Below are 17,873 nucleotides of genomic sequence, written 5' to 3'. Positions count from 1 at the left end.
AAACCGTTTTTGGGCATGAAGATTTTTTTTGCTATTGTCATCTTTGGCCTCATTGGCATAACCATCATTGTCATGATAGTTATCAACTTCATGTATCACAACATCAAGAAGCTCAGAGAGGAAGTAGAGGATCGCTATTATCGCAACCTGAAACGTAAGGAACAAAAAGAGAAGAACCCCTTTGGCGACGACTACTTCAAAAGCAGCAATAAGAAGCAGAGTGCGCGCGCCCAAAGACAATACGCCCAAAGAGAGCAGAAAGCAAACAGTAACACCACCACTCGCAGAACAACTACGAGCGATGGTGTCACTATTATCGACGATCGCAACGAGGAGAAGAAAATCTTCAACCAAGGCGACGGCGAATACGTTGAGTTCGAAGAGGTTTAGCTGTGCACAAGCGTACCGATCTGCTCGCCATCCATCACCTTTTTCAGATTACCCACAATATCCATGTTGAAGACATAGATAGGTAGATGGTTGTCGTTACACATACAGATGGCCGTCAGGTCCATCACCTTTAATCCACGTTCCAACACCTCCTGATACGTAATATCCTCAAACTTCGTAGCCGTAGGATCTTTTTCCGGGTCGGCTGTGTATACACCATCTACACGGGTGCCCTTCAGCATCACGTCGGCCTCAATCTCAATACCACGCAGACTTGAGCCCGTGTCGGTAGTGAAGTATGGCGAGCCAGTACCTGCAGAGAAGATACACACATCCCCCTGCTCCATTGCCTCAATGGCCTTCCACTTTGTGTAGAATTCACCGATAGGTTCCATGCGGATGGCCGTCATCACGCGGTTCTTCACTCCGATAGCGCCTAAGGCACTGCTCAAAGCCAGTGAGTTGATGACTGTGGCGCACATACCCATCTGATCGCCCTTCACACGGTCAAAGCCCTTCTGCGAACCTGAAAGACCACGAAAAATGTTACCACCGCCAATCACAATACCAATCTGAACACCCATCTCGCTAACCTCTTTTATCTGTTTAGCATAGTCGCTCAGACGTTCAGGGTCGATGCCGTAGCCCTGCTTTCCCATCAGACTCTCGCCCGAGAGTTTCAGTAGGATTCTCTTAAATCTTGCCATATACCTTATTATATTATATAATGAATTGTATTTCCTTAAAGGCGTAAGTACATTCTCGGCCTTCCTGATCCACAAGGAGCAGTCTCCCGTCTGGTAAGACATCCGTCAGTCTCGCAGTAAAACAAGTTGTTTTACTTCTATAAAGACTATCTTTTCCCCTCCTAAAGAGCATCTCTCTGTAGGTAAAACAAGTTGTTTTACTTTTAAGCTCACTATCGAAACAATCCAAGAATGCCATCAGCATCTCTTCGAGGTCCGTTTCCTGCCCTGTCAGCTGATAGAGTGATACCGGATTAGGTGCATCGCTCTTGAACTCTTTCTGATTCACATTCAGTCCGATTCCGATGATGCTGTCCTTGATTTCAGTGCCCTGTAGGCGGTTCTCTATCAGTATGCCGCAGATTTTCTTGTCGCCGACATATATATCGTTCGGCCACTTGATTTCCACCTTATTATATATATAGGACTGTAGCATTCTGCACATAGCTACTGATACCACCTCAGTAATCCTAAACTGTTCCTTAGCCAGAATGTTCTCAGGATGGATGAGCATCGAGAACGTCAGGTTTCTGCCTCGCTCACTCTCCCACGAGTTAGAGCCACATCCCCTACCCGCCGTCTGATAATCGGCCACGACAACCATGTTACCCTCACCATGCTCCTTCAGCCAGTGGTTGGTAGAGTCGGTCTCTTCGATATGAATAATCTTAAAATCCATAATCCGTTTGCAAAGTTACGAATATTTTTCGTAACTTTGCAACATGATAACAGAAGAACAACAAAAAAAAGACGAGCGTTACATGCAGATGGCCCTCGACGAGGCGCAAGCAGCCTACAAAGCCGGTGAAATTCCTATCGGCGCTATTGTCGTGTGCAAGGACCGAGTTATCTCACGTGCCCACAACCTCACCGAGACCCTCTGCGACGTTACCGCTCATGCTGAGATGCAGGCAATCACTGCCGCGGCAAACACCCTTGGAGGCAAATACCTCACTGACTGTACCCTCTACGTCACCGTAGAACCCTGCACCATGTGTGCTGGTGCCATCGGATGGGCACAAATTCCCCGTATCGTCTATGGCTGCACAGACGAAAAGCGCGGCTACCACGACCTGGCCCCACATGCTTTCCACCCCAAAGCCAGCGTTACCAGCGGAATACTGGAAGAAGAATGCCGTCAACTCATGAAATCTTTCTTCAAACAGAAGCGATAACTGCTCAATATAATTCATGAAAAAACAACGATTCCTAATTACTCTGTCAGCCTTTCTGCTTACAGTTGCAAGTTGGGCTGTCCCTGCCAAGCCAGGGCAATGGCGCATGCTGTTCCTAGCCGACGGTCGTCAAATCAAGGCAGAACTTAAAGGCGATGAGTTCACACACTTCTGGCAGACAGAAAGCGGTGACTGCTACATCTCAGAAGGAAAAGCATTCCATTTAATCGACAAATATACCCTTTCACAACAGGCGCAATCCATCAGAATGGAGCGTGAGCAGTTGCGCTCACGCCGAACCGCACATACCCGTGGTCTTGGCGATAATCACGCCCCATATACTGGAAAGAAGAAGGGATTGATTATACTTGTACAGTTTTGTGACCTCTCATTCAAGGTAACAGACCCTTTAACAACGTTCAACCATATTGCCAATGGTAAGAATTACATTGAAGGCAACTTCAAAGGCAGTGTACATGATTACTTCTTAGCCCAAAGCGGCGGTTTGTTTGAGCTTGACTTTGATGTAGTGGGGCCTGTCACTTTGAAGAATGGTTATGCCTACTATGGCCAGGACAATGGCGAGAAAGGATTAGACAAACATCCAGGCGAGATGGTGGTAGAGGCATGTAAGGCCATAGACGCCCAAGTGAATTTTGCCGACTATGATTGGGATGGCGACCATTATGCAGATCAGGTGTTTATCATCTATGCAGGCAAAGGACAGGCCGATGGCGGTTCTGATGATACAATCTGGCCTCATGAGTTTGAGCTCGAATATGCATACGGCAGCAAACCTATCTTCGACAATATTACCATAAACACCTATGCTTGCGGTCCTGAACAGAATGGTAAAGGAAATATAGATGGCATTGGCACCATCTGCCATGAATTCTCTCACTGCCTAGGCTTACCTGACACATATGATTTACTCCATGCCAACAACTACGGCATGGGGTCCTGGGATCTGATGTGCAATGGCTCCTACAACGGCAATGGCTATCTGCCCCCAAACTATACAGCCTTTGAACAGGCTTATATCGGTTGGAATGATCCTATTGTACTGATGGAGGATCAAGTGGTCAGCGGTATGAAGCCCATCGGTGATGGCGGCAACATCTATCAGTTAGTAAACGATGACTATCCCAATGAATATTTCCTATTGGAGAACCGTCAGCAAACGGGATGGGATGAGGCAATCGGCGGCAGTGGTCTGTTGGTGACACATATTGATTTTGATCTGGACGTATGGCATCATAACGCAGTAAACTCCGTAGGAAGCACCTTTATGAAAGGTAACAACATATTTAAAACCAACCATCAGTACCTGTCTATTGTGCCTGCTGATGGGATAACCAATCATAATGATGAATCGTCAGATACCTATCCTTATAACCTTAAGGATAGCATTAGCAATACTTCTTCACCAACCTTTACGTTGTATCATGCAAAAACTAACGGTTCCACATTACTGGGTAAGGCCATCACAGACATTCGCCAGAATAGTGATGGCTCTATTGATTTCAAGTTCCGTGCCGTTGATACAAATACCGAAGCACATATCGGTGGTGTTGTCTTTCATGAGACTTTCGACCAGTGTAATGGCGAAGGTGGCAACGATGGCAACTGGCGCGTTAGCTCTGGTTCTGCTGAGTATATTGCCGACAACAAGGGTTGGAAGCTGGCAGGAGAAGGTGGCGGATATAAATGCGCCAGATTTGGAAATGTTGTCACAAAGGGTATTGTGACTACACCAAAGTTCTGTGTGACGGGCAACACAAAGCTTACATTCCGTGCCGCTCCCTATGGGGAAGATGAAATTGAAATCGGCATAACGGTTATGGGCAGCAACGAGGTGATGCTATCGCAGATGTCGTATACACTATTACCTGAACAATGGACAGAATGCGAGTCTCTCATTAGCGGTACAGGTGAGATTGCCATCCAGTTCACCCCCTCAAAAAACCGTTTCTTCCTCGACGAAGTGAAGGCAGAGGTTATGTCGGAAACCTCTACTATCAAAACTGTCTGGAATAACAAAGCCGACGCCCGCATCTACGATATTCACGGCAGGTATGCAGGCACTGACATCGAATCTCTTGCTAAGGGCATTTATATCTTAGGGGGAAAGAAAATAATAAAATAAAGGCTTGCCGATTGGCAAGCCTTTATTTTTTATTTCATAACCTTCTTTCCGTCTTTAATATATACACCTTTTCCAAGTATATCCAGATTGTTACCAACACGACGACCATTGAGATCGTAGAAGGTTCTTGTGCCAACCTGTTTTGCTGTTGGAGAAGTTATTGCTGTAATCGGGGTTGAGGCAGGGCTCTCTGTGATACTGAGTTCACCATTAGCGCCCTTTACTAACTTATATTGGCAGATGAGGCCACCAATTTGGCGGATAGGAGAAGGCTCTGCTTCATGGATACCCTGTGTAACAAATGTAACAAGATATGTACCAGGTTTCACTGTATTATCCCTTAGATTAATACATTCCACTGTACCAAGCTGTTCATGATCTTCAGTATTAAATACAAAGCCATAATTGGGTTCAACAGGGCTTCCATCCTCGTCTTCAGTGTCATAGATGAGAATATTAACATTATCATCTTCTTTGCCGTTAGAATTCTCCATGGCGATAAAGATCTTACCACGGAAACTACGATAGTTCCGATTGTAGATTCCGCGGGCAGTGAGCATCAGATAATCCTGATCAATCGACAAAATACAGATTGAGTCAGTATACCATGAGGAGTAGTCTACCGCGCCCTCAGCAGGCGTCTTGCTGGGATTAAAACCAATGAGCATCTGGTTGTAGCTACTATAGTCACCTTTCTGTGCTGCCTCAGAGCCCGGCTGTAAGATATTCATATCATAGTAGCCATCGCAAGAGCCACTCCAACCCCAGTTTACATAGACTTTACCATCGGCATCAAGACCATGGAAAACGAATGCGTGACCAGAAGAACCGTCTTCCGGATTTCCTGCATAAAGTATCGGTCGCTTATTGGTCAGTTCATTATAGACAAGGCCCTGCCATTCCATATCCGTATATAAGGTACGATACAATATGCGAAGCGAAAGAGAGTCGTATTGGAAGTTATCAACCAGTGCTCTTGCACAATTGGATAGGCGGCTACCACCATAGCTAATCGTATAGTCCATACCTATAGCCGCACCGACATCAGACATGAGCGTTGCCACAGCTTCGGTCGTCGTTGTCAATGTGGTCTGGGTCTTAGCATAAGTATCAGACATATTGCTCCAATCATAGACCCCCTTGATTTCCTTGGTCTTGGGGACTCCATTCTTCGAATACGATCCTGTGCCTTGCCCCTGAGCAGGATATTGGTAATATTTCATAATCTGAGCTATAGCAGTAGCGCCACAACCTGTAGGACAATGCTCACTTGCTACACTTGGGCACAGAAGGTTATAAGGAGTACCTTGATTCCACTTGGTAGTCAGAAACGGCTCTACCGTCACACCGGTACGTGTTCGGACATACCAATTCCCGGTTTCCAGTCTGCGCTGCATAGAGTTGCTAGCTTCCCGCAACCACCAGCTGAAACCTTCTGGCAGGTTGTTCATGTCGATAACGGATGAGGATTTTCCAAGCACAGCAGGAAACACATCATCACGACTGACCACCACAAATCCACGGCCCTCGGCACTGTATACAGAGAGATAATCATTCTTCAGTTCCTGAGTCAGGTTCTTATTCACAAGACTCGCGTTTCTCGACATCGCACCGAGCAACTGCTGACTAGCTATTGCTTTCATCTCTGCATCGGTACGGTCAGAAGCATAAGTGGCTATCCCAAGGATAGCCACCAATGCCAATATAGACAATCTTTGTTTCTTCATTATTCTTCAACTACAAAATAGTCATAGGCAGAATTAGTGAAAGAAAGTCCGGCTTTAGGAAGTGCATACTTGAATCCGAAGATGTATGTCTTGTCACCATCAGATTCATCATAGAAAGACTCTTTATCATCAGCCTGCATAGCATAAACGCCACCATACTCATCAGAATAGTCCCAGCCCTGATAAATCTGCTTCTCGTTGATATGGATTTTGTTATTAGCGTCGATGGTGAAGGTGAAAGTGTGCTCCATAGCCTCATCTACCACCTTAACACGATAAGTCTTCTGCATTTCTGAGTATTCCAGAACATTATTATGCACCTCTGCATCATTAAACTGTGAGTAGTAGGTACCCTTCTGGAAAGGCTTATAATCCTCCTTCATGATGTTAACATTCATCTCAGGAACATAGCCCTTCTCATTCACCTTGTAAGGAGAAGTGTACTCCTCAGGGATTGCAAGACGCAACTGATAGTTGGTGAAAGGAACAGCCTCAGCGCTGATCTGGATGGTCACCTCTGTCTCTGTCTGACCGGCAGCGAACTCTGCTGTAGCAGGAACAGTAAACACTGGGTCAACCTGTACCTGAGTCAGGGGCACTGAAAGAGCACTACCGGCATCGGCACGACCCATAGTGATGGTGAAACTGGTAGCTGTCAACTCCAGCACCTGAGAAGCCTCATCTACGAAATATACGTTGTTGCTGCCTGCTGGCTTGCCGGGCTCAAAGTTATCGTCATCGCTACAAGAAGCGAAGCCCATACCCGTCAATGCCATAGCGGCCAACAGAAATATTTTATTGATCTTCATAACTCTTAATTCTTAATTGTTAATTCATTAATTAGTCTGTTACACCGTCACGGAGACCAGGGTTCTGATCCTGCTTAGGCTGAGAACCACCTGTGTTGTTAATGATAGCAGCATTAGCGTTAGTCTCACTATCGCTAAAGCGCATCAGCAGCCAAGGATCATCGGGATCGATGTTGAAGCGGAATGCATCAGGCTCATTGGTGCTGTCAGCATTGTCGTGGAAGCGAACAACGGGTTTGTGCAGACGGTTAGCGTCGGCCATAAAGAAACCTTCACCCCAGAGTTCTACACGACGCTGGTACCAGATTTCGTCAGCAAGAGAACGGCCACCCTTTGTGCTGTCATAAGCAGGATCACGATAGGTCTTCACGAAGTTCTCAAGAATCTGACGAGCCTGAGTCTCGTTGCCACTCTTAGCAAGACCCTCAGCCTGAATCAGAATCATCTCCTCAACACGCATCAGAGGGAAGTCGTTGCTGTTCATGGTGCTACCAATACCTTTCTTCATACCGAATTTAACATTGGTATATGGCTCGAATGGCTCTTTCACGTCACCAATATACAGAGTTGATATTGCATCACCTGTTGTACCATCCCAAGAGATAGTAGCAAGCAGCGGTGAGTGCAGATTCTCGTCAACCCACCAGCCCTTACGAACGTCGGTTGCAGAGATCTTATCGAAGAGCATCTTATTGATCATAGCATAACAAGCTGCACCTGCTGTATAGGCACTGGCAGAGAAACTTGACAGCCAAGAAGCACTGGTTGAATAATGATCCTTGGCCTGATCGTCTGTCAGGATGATGGCCCACATCCAGTTGTGCTCACTAGCGTCAACGAAGGTAGGAGTAGAGACCTCTGCGATTGATGCAGGGGTAAAGCCCTCCATAGCCTTAGCGGCATCAGCAGCAGCCCCAGCCCAATTACCCATATAAAGGTTTGCACGGGCACGAAGACCGTAAGCTACGTTGATATTAATACGTGACTTATTATCGCGGTCAGCACCAAGGACAGCGATAGCTGCATCGAGGTCGCTCAAGATCAGGTCATAAACCTCCTGTACAGTAGCACGGGGGTTGTTGGCAGGATCTGCGGTCTCAGGCGTCACGATGGGCACACAGGGATCATTCTGATGACCCTGATAGTTGAACTGGAAGTAAGGTACCAGGTTCAGGTAGTCGAAAGCACGAATTGCACGAGCCTGAGCTACCTTGTTCTGACTTTCAGCGTCCTCCACCTCACCGAGTGAACCGATGATGTCGTTGGCAATCTTAATCTGATTGTAAACGATGGCATAGCGGATATAGGGGTTAGCATAGTTCGGGGTGCGAGAGGTATACTCACCACATACAGAGAACCAGTTGTAACCACTGTTCGGATAAATATAGTCGGCGCCCTCAGCATCCTGTGAAAGGGCAGCCATAACAAAGCCAAAGTCGTCAGCACGGCCACGACCAGTACCAAATACGCCATAAGGCTCACCCATCATGCTGAACATACCTGAGAAAGTAGCATCAACACGAGAACTGATAGCGCTATAGGTATCAGTCAACTGACTCTGAGTGATCATGCCACCTGCTGGTTCCTGCTTGTTCACGTCATCGCAAGCCGTGAGTGTCAGCACTCCGGCAACTGCGAGAATTGATATTTTATTGAACTTCATATGTCTCTTAAATCTTAATTCTTAATTCTTAACTTCTTTAGAATGTCACCGTCAGACCGGCAGTGATGGTACGCATAGCAGAGTAAGAGTTCGTATTCAGACCTGAACCGCTGGTATAACCACCGATACCAAGTGAATAACGAGGATCAAGGCCCTTACGCTTTGACATTACGAACAAATTCTCGCCAGCCACATAAACACGCAGTGAACTGAGTGTCAACGGGGTGATAATGTTCTTCGGGAAGGTGTAACCCAGAGTCAGGTTGTTCAGACTCAGATAGTTTGAACTGATCTGGAAACGGTCAACAACTGACTGACCTACCTGAGTGTCGCCATCCAGACGAGGAACGTCAGTGTTAGGATTCTCAGGAGTCCAAGCTTTCAGGGCATCCTTATGCCATGCCTGACCAGCAGAAGACTGAGTATGCATCAGAGCCTGATAAGAACCGTCGTAGATCTTACCACCGAGCTGGAACTGGAACTGAGCAGTGAAGTCGAAACCGTAAGCATAGAGAGTTGTACCGAAACCACCATAGAGTTTAGGCAGAACACTACCACAGTTATACTTCTCGGCCTGTGAGAAGTTAGATGTCGTCAGGTCGCGACCTGTCTCCTTACCATTCTCATCTTTCTCCTTGTAGTAGTACAGAGCTTCACCAGTTTCCTTGTCGACACCAGCATACTTGAACATATAAGCGTCGTAGAGTGAACCACCCTCCTCATAGATATAGGTGCTACTCTTGATACCATTCTCACGTACAGACTCATCGAGCTTATCGATGACGTTCTTATAGTGAGTGAGGTTCAGGTTGGCAGTCCATGTGATGTCACGGGTCTTCAGGATAGTACCTGTTACGTTGAACTCAACACCCTTGTTGGTAATCTGACCAACGTTGGTAGGATACTCACCTGTGGGGTTACCAGCTGACAGGGGCACGGGTTTGTAGTACAGCAGGTCAGAGGTCTTACGGTTGAAGTACTCGAGAGTACCAGTCAGGCGACCCTTGAACAGTGAGAAGTCAACACCGATGTTGTAAGCCTTTGACTTTTCCCAAGTCAACTCATCATTACCCTTATATTTCAGAACGAGTGAGTAGCCATCAGAATAAGAGGCCTCATACTGGTCAGCATACGGTGTAAACCAACCTACAGTTGAAGAGGTACGAGCATCACCAGCGAGTGTACCGATGGCGTCGTTACCCTGCTCACCATAACTGGCCTTCAGTTTCAACATATCAATCCACTTCACATCCTTCAGGAACTTCTCTTTAGACATTTCCCAAGCGAGACCGAGGCTGTAGAAGTTACCCCAGCGATGACCAGGAGCGAAACGGCTTGAAGCATCACGACGATAAGAAGCGCTTACGAAATACTTCTCGAGATAGTCGTACTGTACACGGCCAAGGTAACCCTCGGTCATATATTTCTGAGTGAAAGAGTCCATCTTCTTGTTCTCAGAACCAGCAGCGTTACCAACTTCACCGATATATGGATTGAACAAGCGGTCGTTGCTAGCATAGAGATACTGATACTGATGCTTATACTGCTCATAACCAGCCAGCACATCCAGATGATGGGTATTGTTGGCGAAGTCAGTACGGTAGTTAGCCAGATACTGGTTGGTTACGTTGAAGAAACGGAAATGATAAACGTAAGCAGCACCATCCTGAGCAGATGCACTACCAAAAGTAGAACTCAGATCGTTCTCACGAGAGTTACGTGCAGAAACAGCGAGGTTAGCACTCAGTGTCAGACCTTCGATAGGAGTAACAACAGCAGAGAACTTTCCGTCGAAGTTGTCGTAGAAAGTCTTAGTACGGTTAACCTCATTGTCGCGAACGGCATTACCAACGAAGTTTGCACGCTTGAAGTTCGTATTGTTAGAATCGTAGACCGTACGGCCTGCCTCTGTCATGATATTACCCTGAGCGTCACGCACATAGAGCGGATAGATGGGAGCAATCATGTTACAGATATAGAAGATATTACCTGATGAACCCCATGAAGAAGTAGAATATGAAGGCTGATCAGCATTACGGTGTGAGAAGTTCATGTTAGTACCGACCTTCAACCACTTCTTCACCTGATAATCCACATTCAAGCGAGCAGTATAACGCTGCATATCAGAGTTGTTGACGATACCACCATCTTTCAGGTAACCAGCACTTGCATAGTAGTTCAGCTTATCGGTAACACCGCTGAAGCTGACATTATATTCCTGACGGAATGAATTGTGGAAAGCCTCGTCGTACCAGTTGTCGGGAGTGTAATAGTACTGACCATCGCTGTAACCCAACTTAGCATTGGGGTTCAGGCGCAGATTAGTACCAATCAGATTCTCACCCTCGGGAACAGTGAAAATCTGGTAACCCAGACCACCATTCTTTTCATCGTACAGGTTCTTGTTGGCAAAAGCATAAGCTTCAGCAGCGGTCTTACCATTATAGATCTGTGAGTTGTAGAGCTGCTTGAAGTAGGTCTCATAGTACTGACCGGGATCATCGATCACGTCATACTGCGGAATCAAACGGCTATTAGAACCCCACTTGGCGTCGAACTTAATCTCAGCCTCCTGGTTACGGCCCTTCTTAGTGGTGATGAGCACAACACCGTTGGCACCACGAGCACCATAGATGGCACTGGCAGAAGCATCCTTCAGTACGGTCATCGACTCCACGTCATTCGGGTTGATTGAGTTCAGGGCACCATCGAAAGGCATACCATCGAGCACAATCAGCGGGTTGTTACCGGCTGACATAGAGCCGATACCACGAACGCGAATCTTAGGAGAACTGCTGGTAGGGTCACCATTATCACTTACGATCTGCACACCAGGAGCAGCACCAGCCAAAGCATTGGCTACGTTAGAAGAAACGTGAGCCTCGATGGCCTTAGAGTCTACCTGAGCGGCAGAACCGGTAAAGGCTGACTTCTTCTGAGTACCGTAAGCCACAACAATAACCTCGTCGAGGGCGGCAGCGTCGCTCTTCAGGAACACGCGCATACCGTTCTTGGCTGTTACGGTCTTGGGCTCGTAACCCAAGTAAGAAATGGTCAGAGTCTTCGAACCCTCGGGAAGAGTCAGGTTGAAGCGACCATTCACGTCAGTCAACATACCTGTACTTGTACCGTCTACCTTAACAGCAGCACCGATGATGGGCTGACCGTCTTCCTGAGAAAGCACAGTACCGGAAACTTTCGTCTGAGCCAGCGCGCTACCTACGAACAGGAAGAGGCTGACAAAAAACAACGTTAGTCTTTTTTCCATAAATTCTCTCTCTTTTGATTAATTAATATTTAAATATGTATAATAAGTAACTAAACTATTAGCTCCACGATGGAAGCATCATACGTTTTTTAACTTTTTCAAGTTCAGGGTGCAAATTTAATGCATAAATTCGCCAAAAACGAATAATTTTATATAAAAATCACATTTTTACTGCATTTTTTTAACTTTAAAACCTATCAATTGACTTAAATCAATCATTTTGCGTCATTTTGCCCGATATTACAAAGTGTAAGCAAAAATCTGTTTCCGACGACATTATGACACAAAAAGAAAAAAAAGAAGGAAACTCTTCCTTGAGTTCCCTTCTTTATCATATTGTTAACAAGTCTGAACTTACTTTACCTGAACTACGAGATACTTACTAGTTGACCAGAAAGCCTGCGGGTTGGTAATGCGAAGGACATACTGCTTGTTGGCATCACGCTCTAGCGTGTAAGAACTTGCAGGGTGAGCCGTCAGAATAGCGGCAGACTTGCTATAGAGTTTGATTTCCTTATCGATGCGGATATCAATCTTTGTGAAGTAGCTCTTGTCGAAGTCGCCCTGAAGCACCTTACCCTTTACGAGCACGTTGTGTTCCTTGAGTTCCTTGCTTGTGCCGAATACGAACCAAGCGGTGTTAAGTTGCTTGTCCTGAGTAGAGATAGTCTGCGACTTCTCAGTATTTTCAGCCGTAAGGTTGCTGACATTAGTATTCAGGTCGGCCACCTGCTCATCGAGCTCTGCGATATGGATGTCCTTCCTGTCGAGTTCCTCACGAAGAGCCTGCAACTGCTGGTCTTTCTTCTCCATCTGTTCAGTAAGGTTATCGATGATCTTTTTCAGCTGACCACCCTTCACACTACTCTCACGAACCTGCTGTTTCAGTTTATTGATAAGCTCCTTGTTCTGCTTCATTACACTCTGGATGAACTGGAAGTTCTCCTTAATGCGCTGAGTGGTATTGGTACCCTCGCCTTGCTTGGCAAGCGTAACACGATTCTGCGCCTCGGTAATCTCGCGGAAGCCTTCCTCGATGTCGCTCAGCGTAGTCATCATGTCGTTGATCTCATTGTCCTTCTGGGCAATAATCTGATTCAGCGAGTCACGCTGCTGCTGGGCAGCCTGCTCGGCTTTCTTCACGCCTTCATTACAGCTAGCCAGTGCAAAAACGCACATGGTTAAGATAAATAGTTTTTTCATAACTTATAAAATTAATATGTTATTCTATCATTAACTGCTGGCTCCTGCCAGAACTATCACAATCTCTCCCTTGGGTTCTTTTTCCTTGAAATGGGCTATCACCTCATCGAGCGATCCACGTACACTCTCTTCGTGAATCTTGGATATCTCGCGACATACGCTGACCTGACGGTCACCACCATAGGCCTCAGCAAATTGTTGGAGGGTCTTCAACAGACGATAGGGCGACTCGTAGAAAATCATGGTGCGCTGTTCTTCCTTCAGCGACTCTATCTTAGTCTGGCGCCCCTTTTTCTGAGGCAGAAAACCTTCGAAGGCAAAACGGTCGCAAGGCAGTCCGCTCGACACCAGAGCAGGAACAAAGGCCGTAGCTCCAGGCAGACACTGAACCTCGACACCAGCCCTGACAGCCTCACGAACAAGGAAGAAGCCCGGGTCGCTGATGCCAGGAGTTCCCGCATCACTAATCAATGCCACATTCTCGCCCGCCAACAATCGGCTGACGACTCCAGCGCTGGTACCATGTTCATTGAATTTATGATGCGACATCAGCTGGTTGCGAATGTCATAATGCTTAAGCAGGATACCCGAAGTACGGGTGTCCTCCGCCAGCACGAGGTCTGCCTCTTTCAAAATACGGACGGCACGGAATGTCATGTCCTCCATATTGCCTACTGGGGTCGGTACTATGTACAATATACCCATAACAGGGGGCAAATTTAAGGTAAAATCTCAGAATTGACAAAAAAACAGGTAAAATCTTTGCAATTTTTAAAAGGTATTTTGTTATTTTGAGCCACGCTCGAAGGTACTTTCGCTCAAAAATACTCAAATTAATTTGGTATTTTATGCGCTTATTCGTACCTTTGCACCATTATGACAGACAACTTAACAGGAGAGGCTCACCGTCCTGGAAGAATTGAAGTGGTGTGCGGCTCGATGTTCTCGGGCAAGACGGAAGAACTGATCCGTAGGTTACGGCGTGCGCAGTTTGCCAAGCAGAAAGTGGAGATATTCAAACCCGCCATCGACGTGAGATACTCCGAGGAAGACGTGGTGAGCCACGACCAGAACCACATACTCTCTACGCCCATCGACTCGTCGGCAAGTATATTGCTGCTCACAAGCGACATTGACGTGGTAGGTATCGACGAGGCCCAATTTTTCGATATGGGCATTGTAGAAGTGTGTAATGAGTTGGCCAACCGCGGAGTACGCGTTATCGTGGCAGGACTCGACATGGACTTCAAAGGCGTTCCGTTCGGCCCAATGCCTGCTCTCTGCGCCATTGCCGACGATGTGACAAAGGTGCATGCCATCTGTGTACGTTGTGGCAATCTGGCCTATGTAAGTCATCGCAAGGTTGACTCAGAGCAACGAGTACTGCTTGGCGAGACTACCGAGTACGAGCCTCTGTGCCGTGAATGTTACCAAAAAGCCATAAAAGAAGAAAATGAAAGAAAAGACAATCACTCTTGACCGTCTGGTACGTTGGGTAGGAGGAGGTCTGCTCGTTGTGGCCATCCTGCTGCTTATCAACTATCTGAGCAGCGTGCTGTTACCATTTGCTATCGCATGGTTCTTCGCCTATCTGCTCTACCCTATTGTGAAATTCGTGGAGCGCCACATGCGTCTGCCTCGTGCATTGAGCATCATCGTGACGCTTATCGTCGTAATAGCCGTTGTGAGTGGCATCATCTATCTGATTATCCCTCCAATGATTGAACAGTTCGAGAAACTGGGACAGTTGGTAAGCGACTATATCCACAAGTCCGCACATATCACCTCGATACCAGCTGCCATCAGCCAATGGTGGGTCGACAATCAGGGAGAGATAGAGAAATTCTTCCGCAGCGACACCTTTACCGATAGCATCAAGCAGATTATGCCAGGTATCTTCAATGTTCTCGGGCAGACCTACAGTGTCATTGTGAGCGTCGTGGCTTCGTTCATCACCTTATTATATATGTTCTTCATTCTGCTCGACTACGAGTATCTGACAAACAACTGGATACGCATCTTCCCCAAGAAGGCACGTCCGTTCTGGCAGGAACTGATGCTCGACGTAGAGCGTGAGCTGAACAACTACGTGCGTGGGCAGGGACTTGTCGCCCTTATCATGGGTATACTTTTCTGTATTGGTTTCACCATCATCGACTTTCCGATGGCTATCGGCCTCGGCATCATGATCGGTATTATGGACCTCGTGCCCTATCTGCATACTTTCGCCCTGATACCCACGGTATTGCTGGCGTTACTGAAATCGGCCGACACGGGACAGAATTTCTGGATTATCCTAGCGATGGCCCTATTGGTATTTATCGTAGTACAGCTGATTTGTGACATGATAGTGACACCGAAGATAATGGGTAAGGCTATGGGGCTGAACCCCGCCATCCTGCTGCTTTCGCTCTCTGTCTGGGGTGCGTTGCTCGGCTTTATCGGCCTGATTATCGCCTTGCCGCTCACCACACTGCTTATTGCATATTATCAACGTTACGTAACGAAGGAAGGCGAGGCAGAAGAGGTGGAACAAGGCACTCCGCCCGACTAAATTGGCAAAAAAAGCAAAAATTCTCCCAATAAATTTGGCAGATTCGAAAAATATGCATACCTTTGCAGCCGCTTTCGAAAGATTGCAAAAATCAAGGTTGATCCGTTAGCTCAGTTGGTAGAGCACAACACTTTTAATGTTGGGGTCTTGGGTTCGAGCCCCAAACGGATCACAAAAAGAGAGGTTTTGACGACCTCTCTTTTTATTTATTAACGTTATTTAATAAGGGAAGGCATACTCTTTAACAGATATCTTCGTATCTTTGCAGGCATATTTAAATCATAAACTCGAGCTTACCATTATGAAAACAAAAAACGCTAAACAAGATGCTTATGAGAAGCCTGCAATGCGGGTGATCCCGATGAGAGAGAACCTGCTATTACTAAAACAAACTAGCTATCATTACATGGGAGGTCCCGATGATTAGCTTCCACAGTGGCGGCTGACCTTGAGTATTATTATTTGTGAGAGCGTCCAATATATATATCTACCGCTACAATGGGAAAATACGAAAAGAAACTATATGCGCTGCTGAGGACTGCGATGACGGGCAACACCTTTGAAGAGGTGCTGACAGACGATGAGTGGCGGTGGGTGTACAAGGCTGCCGCAAAGCAGTCGTTGCTTGGCGTATGCTTCCAGAACAGGGCCGATATGCCGACAGATATGGCAATGAAGTGGGCAGCTGAGACGGAAATAATACGTGGATTGAATAAACTGTTGAATGAGGAGGCAGCAAGATTGACGAAGTTGTTCGCTGAACAAGGACGCAAGTCGGCGATACTGAAAGGACAGGCGAACGCACGGCTGTACACGAATCCGTTTTCTAGGCAGCCTGGCGACATTGACATCTGGGTAGAAGGAGGGCGTGACAGCGTGGTAGCCTTACTCAAAGACATGCAGATTCTATCAGATGATATGATTCACTATCATCATGCTCACATAAAGACCGAAGGTTCTATCAAGGTTGACGTGCACTTCCGACCGTCGTCTGGAAATTTCAATCCTATTACAAATCGCAGACTGCAAAAGTGGCTGGAGCAGGAAATCAATCAGACAACGTATGTCGACATCGGGTTTAATGTGCCGACAATCAGTTTCGCACTTGTGATGCAGCTGGCCCATATACAGCATCATTTTCTTGCAAGCGGCATCGGACTGCGGCAAGTCTGCGACTACTATTGCCTGCTGAAGAATGCGACAGAGGACGATCGTATGCAAGTAGCGTCATTGCTGAAGCGCTTTGGACTATGGAATATCGCTGGCGCCCTGATGTGGGTGTTGGATGAGGTGCTGAATCTTGACGAAAGCCTGATGCTCTGTCCTCCAGACAATAAATTCGGAAAGTGCCTGTTGCGCGGGATTATGACGGGGGGAAACTTCGGCAGGTATGACAAAAGGAAGAAAAAAGGTCTGTTCTCTCGTACGATAGCAACCAGGTTATGGCATCTGAAACTAGTAAGATTCAACTTCTGGGAGATATTCTGGTTGGAAATCAGTTTCCTGAAGATTCTTGTGAGAACACCACTACTACTTATCAAGTATCGGACGCTGTCATTAAAAGACGTCATAAATAAATGATGGAAGTTGTAAGTGGGATTAGGGTATGTCGAACCTGCTGACAAAGACCTCTTCGCCCATTCTATAGGTTTACTCGGAGTAAACTGCCATTTTACTCGGAGTAAAGTTTGCTTTTACTCGGAGTAAAGTCATCGTAAGCTACTTTACAGGTAACAGTCGTCATATATATTAAATAATGTATATTTTCAGCTAAGCCAGCATGATATTTGGGAAATCTTTTGTAAATTTGCAATCTGAATAATATAAAAACGATATGAACGAAAAGAATAATGAGCAGCAGGGTCTGCAATTAGAGTTGCCACAGGAAGTGGCGCAGGGAGAGTATGCTAATTTCGCCATCATCACGCACTCGAGTAGCGATTTCATCGTAGACTTTGCACGTGTGCTGCCCGGCCTGCCTAAGGCTCAAGTGAAGAGCCGTGTGATACTGGCTCCTGAGCACGCAAAGCGCTTGCTGGCCGCACTTCAGGAGAATATCATGCGCTACGAGAAAGAGTTCGGCGCCATCCGAATCCCCAGTCAGGATCCCAGTCCTATTGCTCCCTTCGACCTGCCTAAAGGCGAAGCGTAGAATCGACACAGTATCTGATTAGTTACCAACCAAAATAAAC

Annotated in this window: 15 protein-coding genes and 1 tRNA gene; 8 read left to right on the top strand and 8 right to left on the bottom strand. The window is 46.6% G+C overall.

Features of this window, described 5'->3' with window-relative positions:
• Nucleotides 1-15: 15 nt before the first annotated feature.
• On the top strand, nt 16-390 hold the full coding sequence (locus BMX82_RS07375) for a DUF4834 family protein (RefSeq protein ID WP_036910213.1): 375 nt from the start codon (nt 16-18) through the stop codon (nt 388-390).
• On the opposite strand, the gene pyrH is transcribed toward BMX82_RS07375, so the two are convergent.
• Together pyrH and BMX82_RS07365 are read right to left on the bottom strand one after the other, a co-directional pair.
• Nucleotides 387-1,097 carry a UMP kinase gene (gene pyrH / locus BMX82_RS07370; RefSeq protein ID WP_036910212.1) on the bottom strand — a complete coding sequence of 237 codons (711 nt, stop codon included), beginning with the start codon at nt 1,095-1,097 and terminating at the stop codon, nt 387-389. The genes BMX82_RS07375 and pyrH overlap by 4 nt on opposite strands.
• 13 nt (nt 1,098-1,110) lie before the next feature.
• On the bottom strand, nt 1,111-1,815 hold the full coding sequence (locus tag BMX82_RS07365) for a biotin--[acetyl-CoA-carboxylase] ligase (RefSeq protein WP_091767468.1): 705 nt from the start codon (nt 1,813-1,815) through the stop codon (nt 1,111-1,113).
• A 43-nt stretch (nt 1,816-1,858) separates the two neighbouring features.
• Here BMX82_RS07365 and BMX82_RS07360 point away from each other — a divergent pair, with 43 nt between their 5' ends.
• A complete protein-coding gene (locus BMX82_RS07360) occupies nt 1,859-2,311 on the top strand; it encodes a nucleoside deaminase (RefSeq protein WP_091767465.1) in 453 nt (150 codons plus the stop codon).
• 16 nt (nt 2,312-2,327) lie between these two features.
• Nucleotides 2,328-4,457 carry a M6 family metalloprotease domain-containing protein gene (locus BMX82_RS07355; RefSeq protein ID WP_091767462.1) on the top strand — a complete coding sequence of 710 codons (2,130 nt, stop codon included), beginning with the start codon at nt 2,328-2,330 and terminating at the stop codon, nt 4,455-4,457.
• 29 nt (nt 4,458-4,486) lie between these two features.
• Here BMX82_RS07355 and BMX82_RS07350 read toward each other — a convergent pair whose 3' ends face one another.
• The 6 genes from BMX82_RS07350 to rsmI form a co-directional block, all read right to left on the bottom strand.
• Nucleotides 4,487-6,184 (bottom strand): C10 family peptidase, encoded by a 1,698-nt coding sequence (locus BMX82_RS07350; protein ID WP_091767459.1) that lies wholly within the window; start codon nt 6,182-6,184, stop codon nt 4,487-4,489.
• A complete protein-coding gene (locus BMX82_RS07345) occupies nt 6,184-6,993 on the bottom strand; it encodes a hypothetical protein (RefSeq protein WP_051949662.1) in 810 nt (269 codons plus the stop codon). Before BMX82_RS07345 ends, BMX82_RS07350 begins: the two co-directional genes overlap by 1 nt.
• A gap of 31 nt (nt 6,994-7,024) precedes the next feature.
• Entirely contained in the window at nt 7,025-8,656 is a 1,632-nt protein-coding gene (locus BMX82_RS07340) for a RagB/SusD family nutrient uptake outer membrane protein (protein WP_036910207.1), read from the bottom strand.
• Nucleotides 8,657-8,693: 37 nt separating this feature from the next.
• Nucleotides 8,694-11,924, bottom strand: a complete 3,231-nt coding sequence (locus BMX82_RS07335) for a SusC/RagA family TonB-linked outer membrane protein (RefSeq protein ID WP_091767455.1) — start codon at nt 11,922-11,924, stop codon at nt 8,694-8,696.
• A gap of 354 nt (nt 11,925-12,278) precedes the next feature.
• Nucleotides 12,279-13,127: a Cbp1 family collagen-binding glycoprotein adhesin gene (locus BMX82_RS07330; RefSeq protein ID WP_091767452.1), complete on the bottom strand. Its 849-nt coding sequence runs from the start codon at nt 13,125-13,127 to the stop codon at nt 12,279-12,281.
• Nucleotides 13,128-13,157: 30 nt separating this feature from the next.
• Nucleotides 13,158-13,832, bottom strand: coding sequence for a 16S rRNA (cytidine(1402)-2'-O)-methyltransferase (rsmI, locus tag BMX82_RS07325; RefSeq protein WP_036910204.1), 675 nt, complete (start codon nt 13,830-13,832; stop codon nt 13,158-13,160).
• Between the two features lie 171 nt (nt 13,833-14,003).
• Between rsmI and BMX82_RS07320 the strand changes: the two genes are divergently transcribed.
• The 5 genes from BMX82_RS07320 to BMX82_RS07300 all read left to right on the top strand — a co-directional run bounded on the left by BMX82_RS07320 (nt 14,004) and on the right by BMX82_RS07300 (nt 17,833).
• On the top strand, nt 14,004-14,606 hold the full coding sequence (locus BMX82_RS07320; RefSeq protein ID WP_036910203.1) for a thymidine kinase: 603 nt from the start codon (nt 14,004-14,006) through the stop codon (nt 14,604-14,606).
• Nucleotides 14,581-15,681, top strand: a complete 1,101-nt coding sequence (locus tag BMX82_RS07315; RefSeq protein ID WP_091767449.1) for an AI-2E family transporter — start codon at nt 14,581-14,583, stop codon at nt 15,679-15,681. Before BMX82_RS07320 ends, BMX82_RS07315 begins: the two co-directional genes overlap by 26 nt.
• Nucleotides 15,682-15,780: 99 nt before the next feature.
• A tRNA-Lys gene (locus BMX82_RS07310) sits at nt 15,781-15,853 on the top strand.
• 326 nt (nt 15,854-16,179) lie between these two features.
• Entirely contained in the window at nt 16,180-17,262 is a 1,083-nt protein-coding gene (locus BMX82_RS07305; protein ID WP_091767446.1) for a nucleotidyltransferase domain-containing protein, read from the top strand.
• 253 nt (nt 17,263-17,515) lie between these two features.
• The gene (locus BMX82_RS07300) at nt 17,516-17,833 is read left to right on the top strand and encodes a DUF3467 domain-containing protein (RefSeq protein ID WP_091767443.1); all 318 of its coding nucleotides are present in this window, start codon (nt 17,516-17,518) and stop codon (nt 17,831-17,833) included.
• Nucleotides 17,834-17,873: the final 40 nt, after the last annotated feature.

The organism is Prevotella sp. khp7 (assembly GCF_900109055.1).
Lineage (GTDB): Bacteria > Bacteroidota > Bacteroidia > Bacteroidales > Bacteroidaceae > Prevotella.
The sequence above is the reverse complement of the archived record's forward strand: the minus strand, read 5'-3'. Positions and strand labels throughout refer to the sequence as shown.

What these genes read in the sequence shown, in the direction of transcription:
- BMX82_RS07375 (WP_036910213.1), top strand. Translation starts at nt 16, where the DNA reads ATGAAGATTTTTTTTGCTATTGTCATCTTTGGCCTCATTGGCATAACC.
- pyrH (WP_036910212.1), bottom strand. Translation starts at nt 1,097, where the DNA reads ATGGCAAGATTTAAGAGAATCCTACTGAAACTCTCGGGCGAGAGTCTG.
- BMX82_RS07365 (WP_091767468.1), bottom strand. Translation starts at nt 1,815, where the DNA reads ATGGATTTTAAGATTATTCATATCGAAGAGACCGACTCTACCAACCAC.
- BMX82_RS07360 (WP_091767465.1), top strand. Translation starts at nt 1,859, where the DNA reads ATGATAACAGAAGAACAACAAAAAAAAGACGAGCGTTACATGCAGATG.
- BMX82_RS07355 (WP_091767462.1), top strand. Translation starts at nt 2,328, where the DNA reads ATGAAAAAACAACGATTCCTAATTACTCTGTCAGCCTTTCTGCTTACA.
- BMX82_RS07350 (WP_091767459.1), bottom strand. Translation starts at nt 6,184, where the DNA reads ATGAAGAAACAAAGATTGTCTATATTGGCATTGGTGGCTATCCTTGGG.
- BMX82_RS07345 (WP_051949662.1), bottom strand. Translation starts at nt 6,993, where the DNA reads ATGAAGATCAATAAAATATTTCTGTTGGCCGCTATGGCATTGACGGGT.
- BMX82_RS07340 (WP_036910207.1), bottom strand. Translation starts at nt 8,656, where the DNA reads ATGAAGTTCAATAAAATATCAATTCTCGCAGTTGCCGGAGTGCTGACA.
- BMX82_RS07335 (WP_091767455.1), bottom strand. Translation starts at nt 11,924, where the DNA reads ATGGAAAAAAGACTAACGTTGTTTTTTGTCAGCCTCTTCCTGTTCGTA.
- BMX82_RS07330 (WP_091767452.1), bottom strand. Translation starts at nt 13,127, where the DNA reads ATGAAAAAACTATTTATCTTAACCATGTGCGTTTTTGCACTGGCTAGC.
- rsmI (WP_036910204.1), bottom strand. Translation starts at nt 13,832, where the DNA reads ATGGGTATATTGTACATAGTACCGACCCCAGTAGGCAATATGGAGGAC.
- BMX82_RS07320 (WP_036910203.1), top strand. Translation starts at nt 14,004, where the DNA reads ATGACAGACAACTTAACAGGAGAGGCTCACCGTCCTGGAAGAATTGAA.
- BMX82_RS07315 (WP_091767449.1), top strand. Translation starts at nt 14,581, where the DNA reads ATGAAAGAAAAGACAATCACTCTTGACCGTCTGGTACGTTGGGTAGGA.
- BMX82_RS07305 (WP_091767446.1), top strand. Translation starts at nt 16,180, where the DNA reads ATGGGAAAATACGAAAAGAAACTATATGCGCTGCTGAGGACTGCGATG.
- BMX82_RS07300 (WP_091767443.1), top strand. Translation starts at nt 17,516, where the DNA reads ATGAACGAAAAGAATAATGAGCAGCAGGGTCTGCAATTAGAGTTGCCA.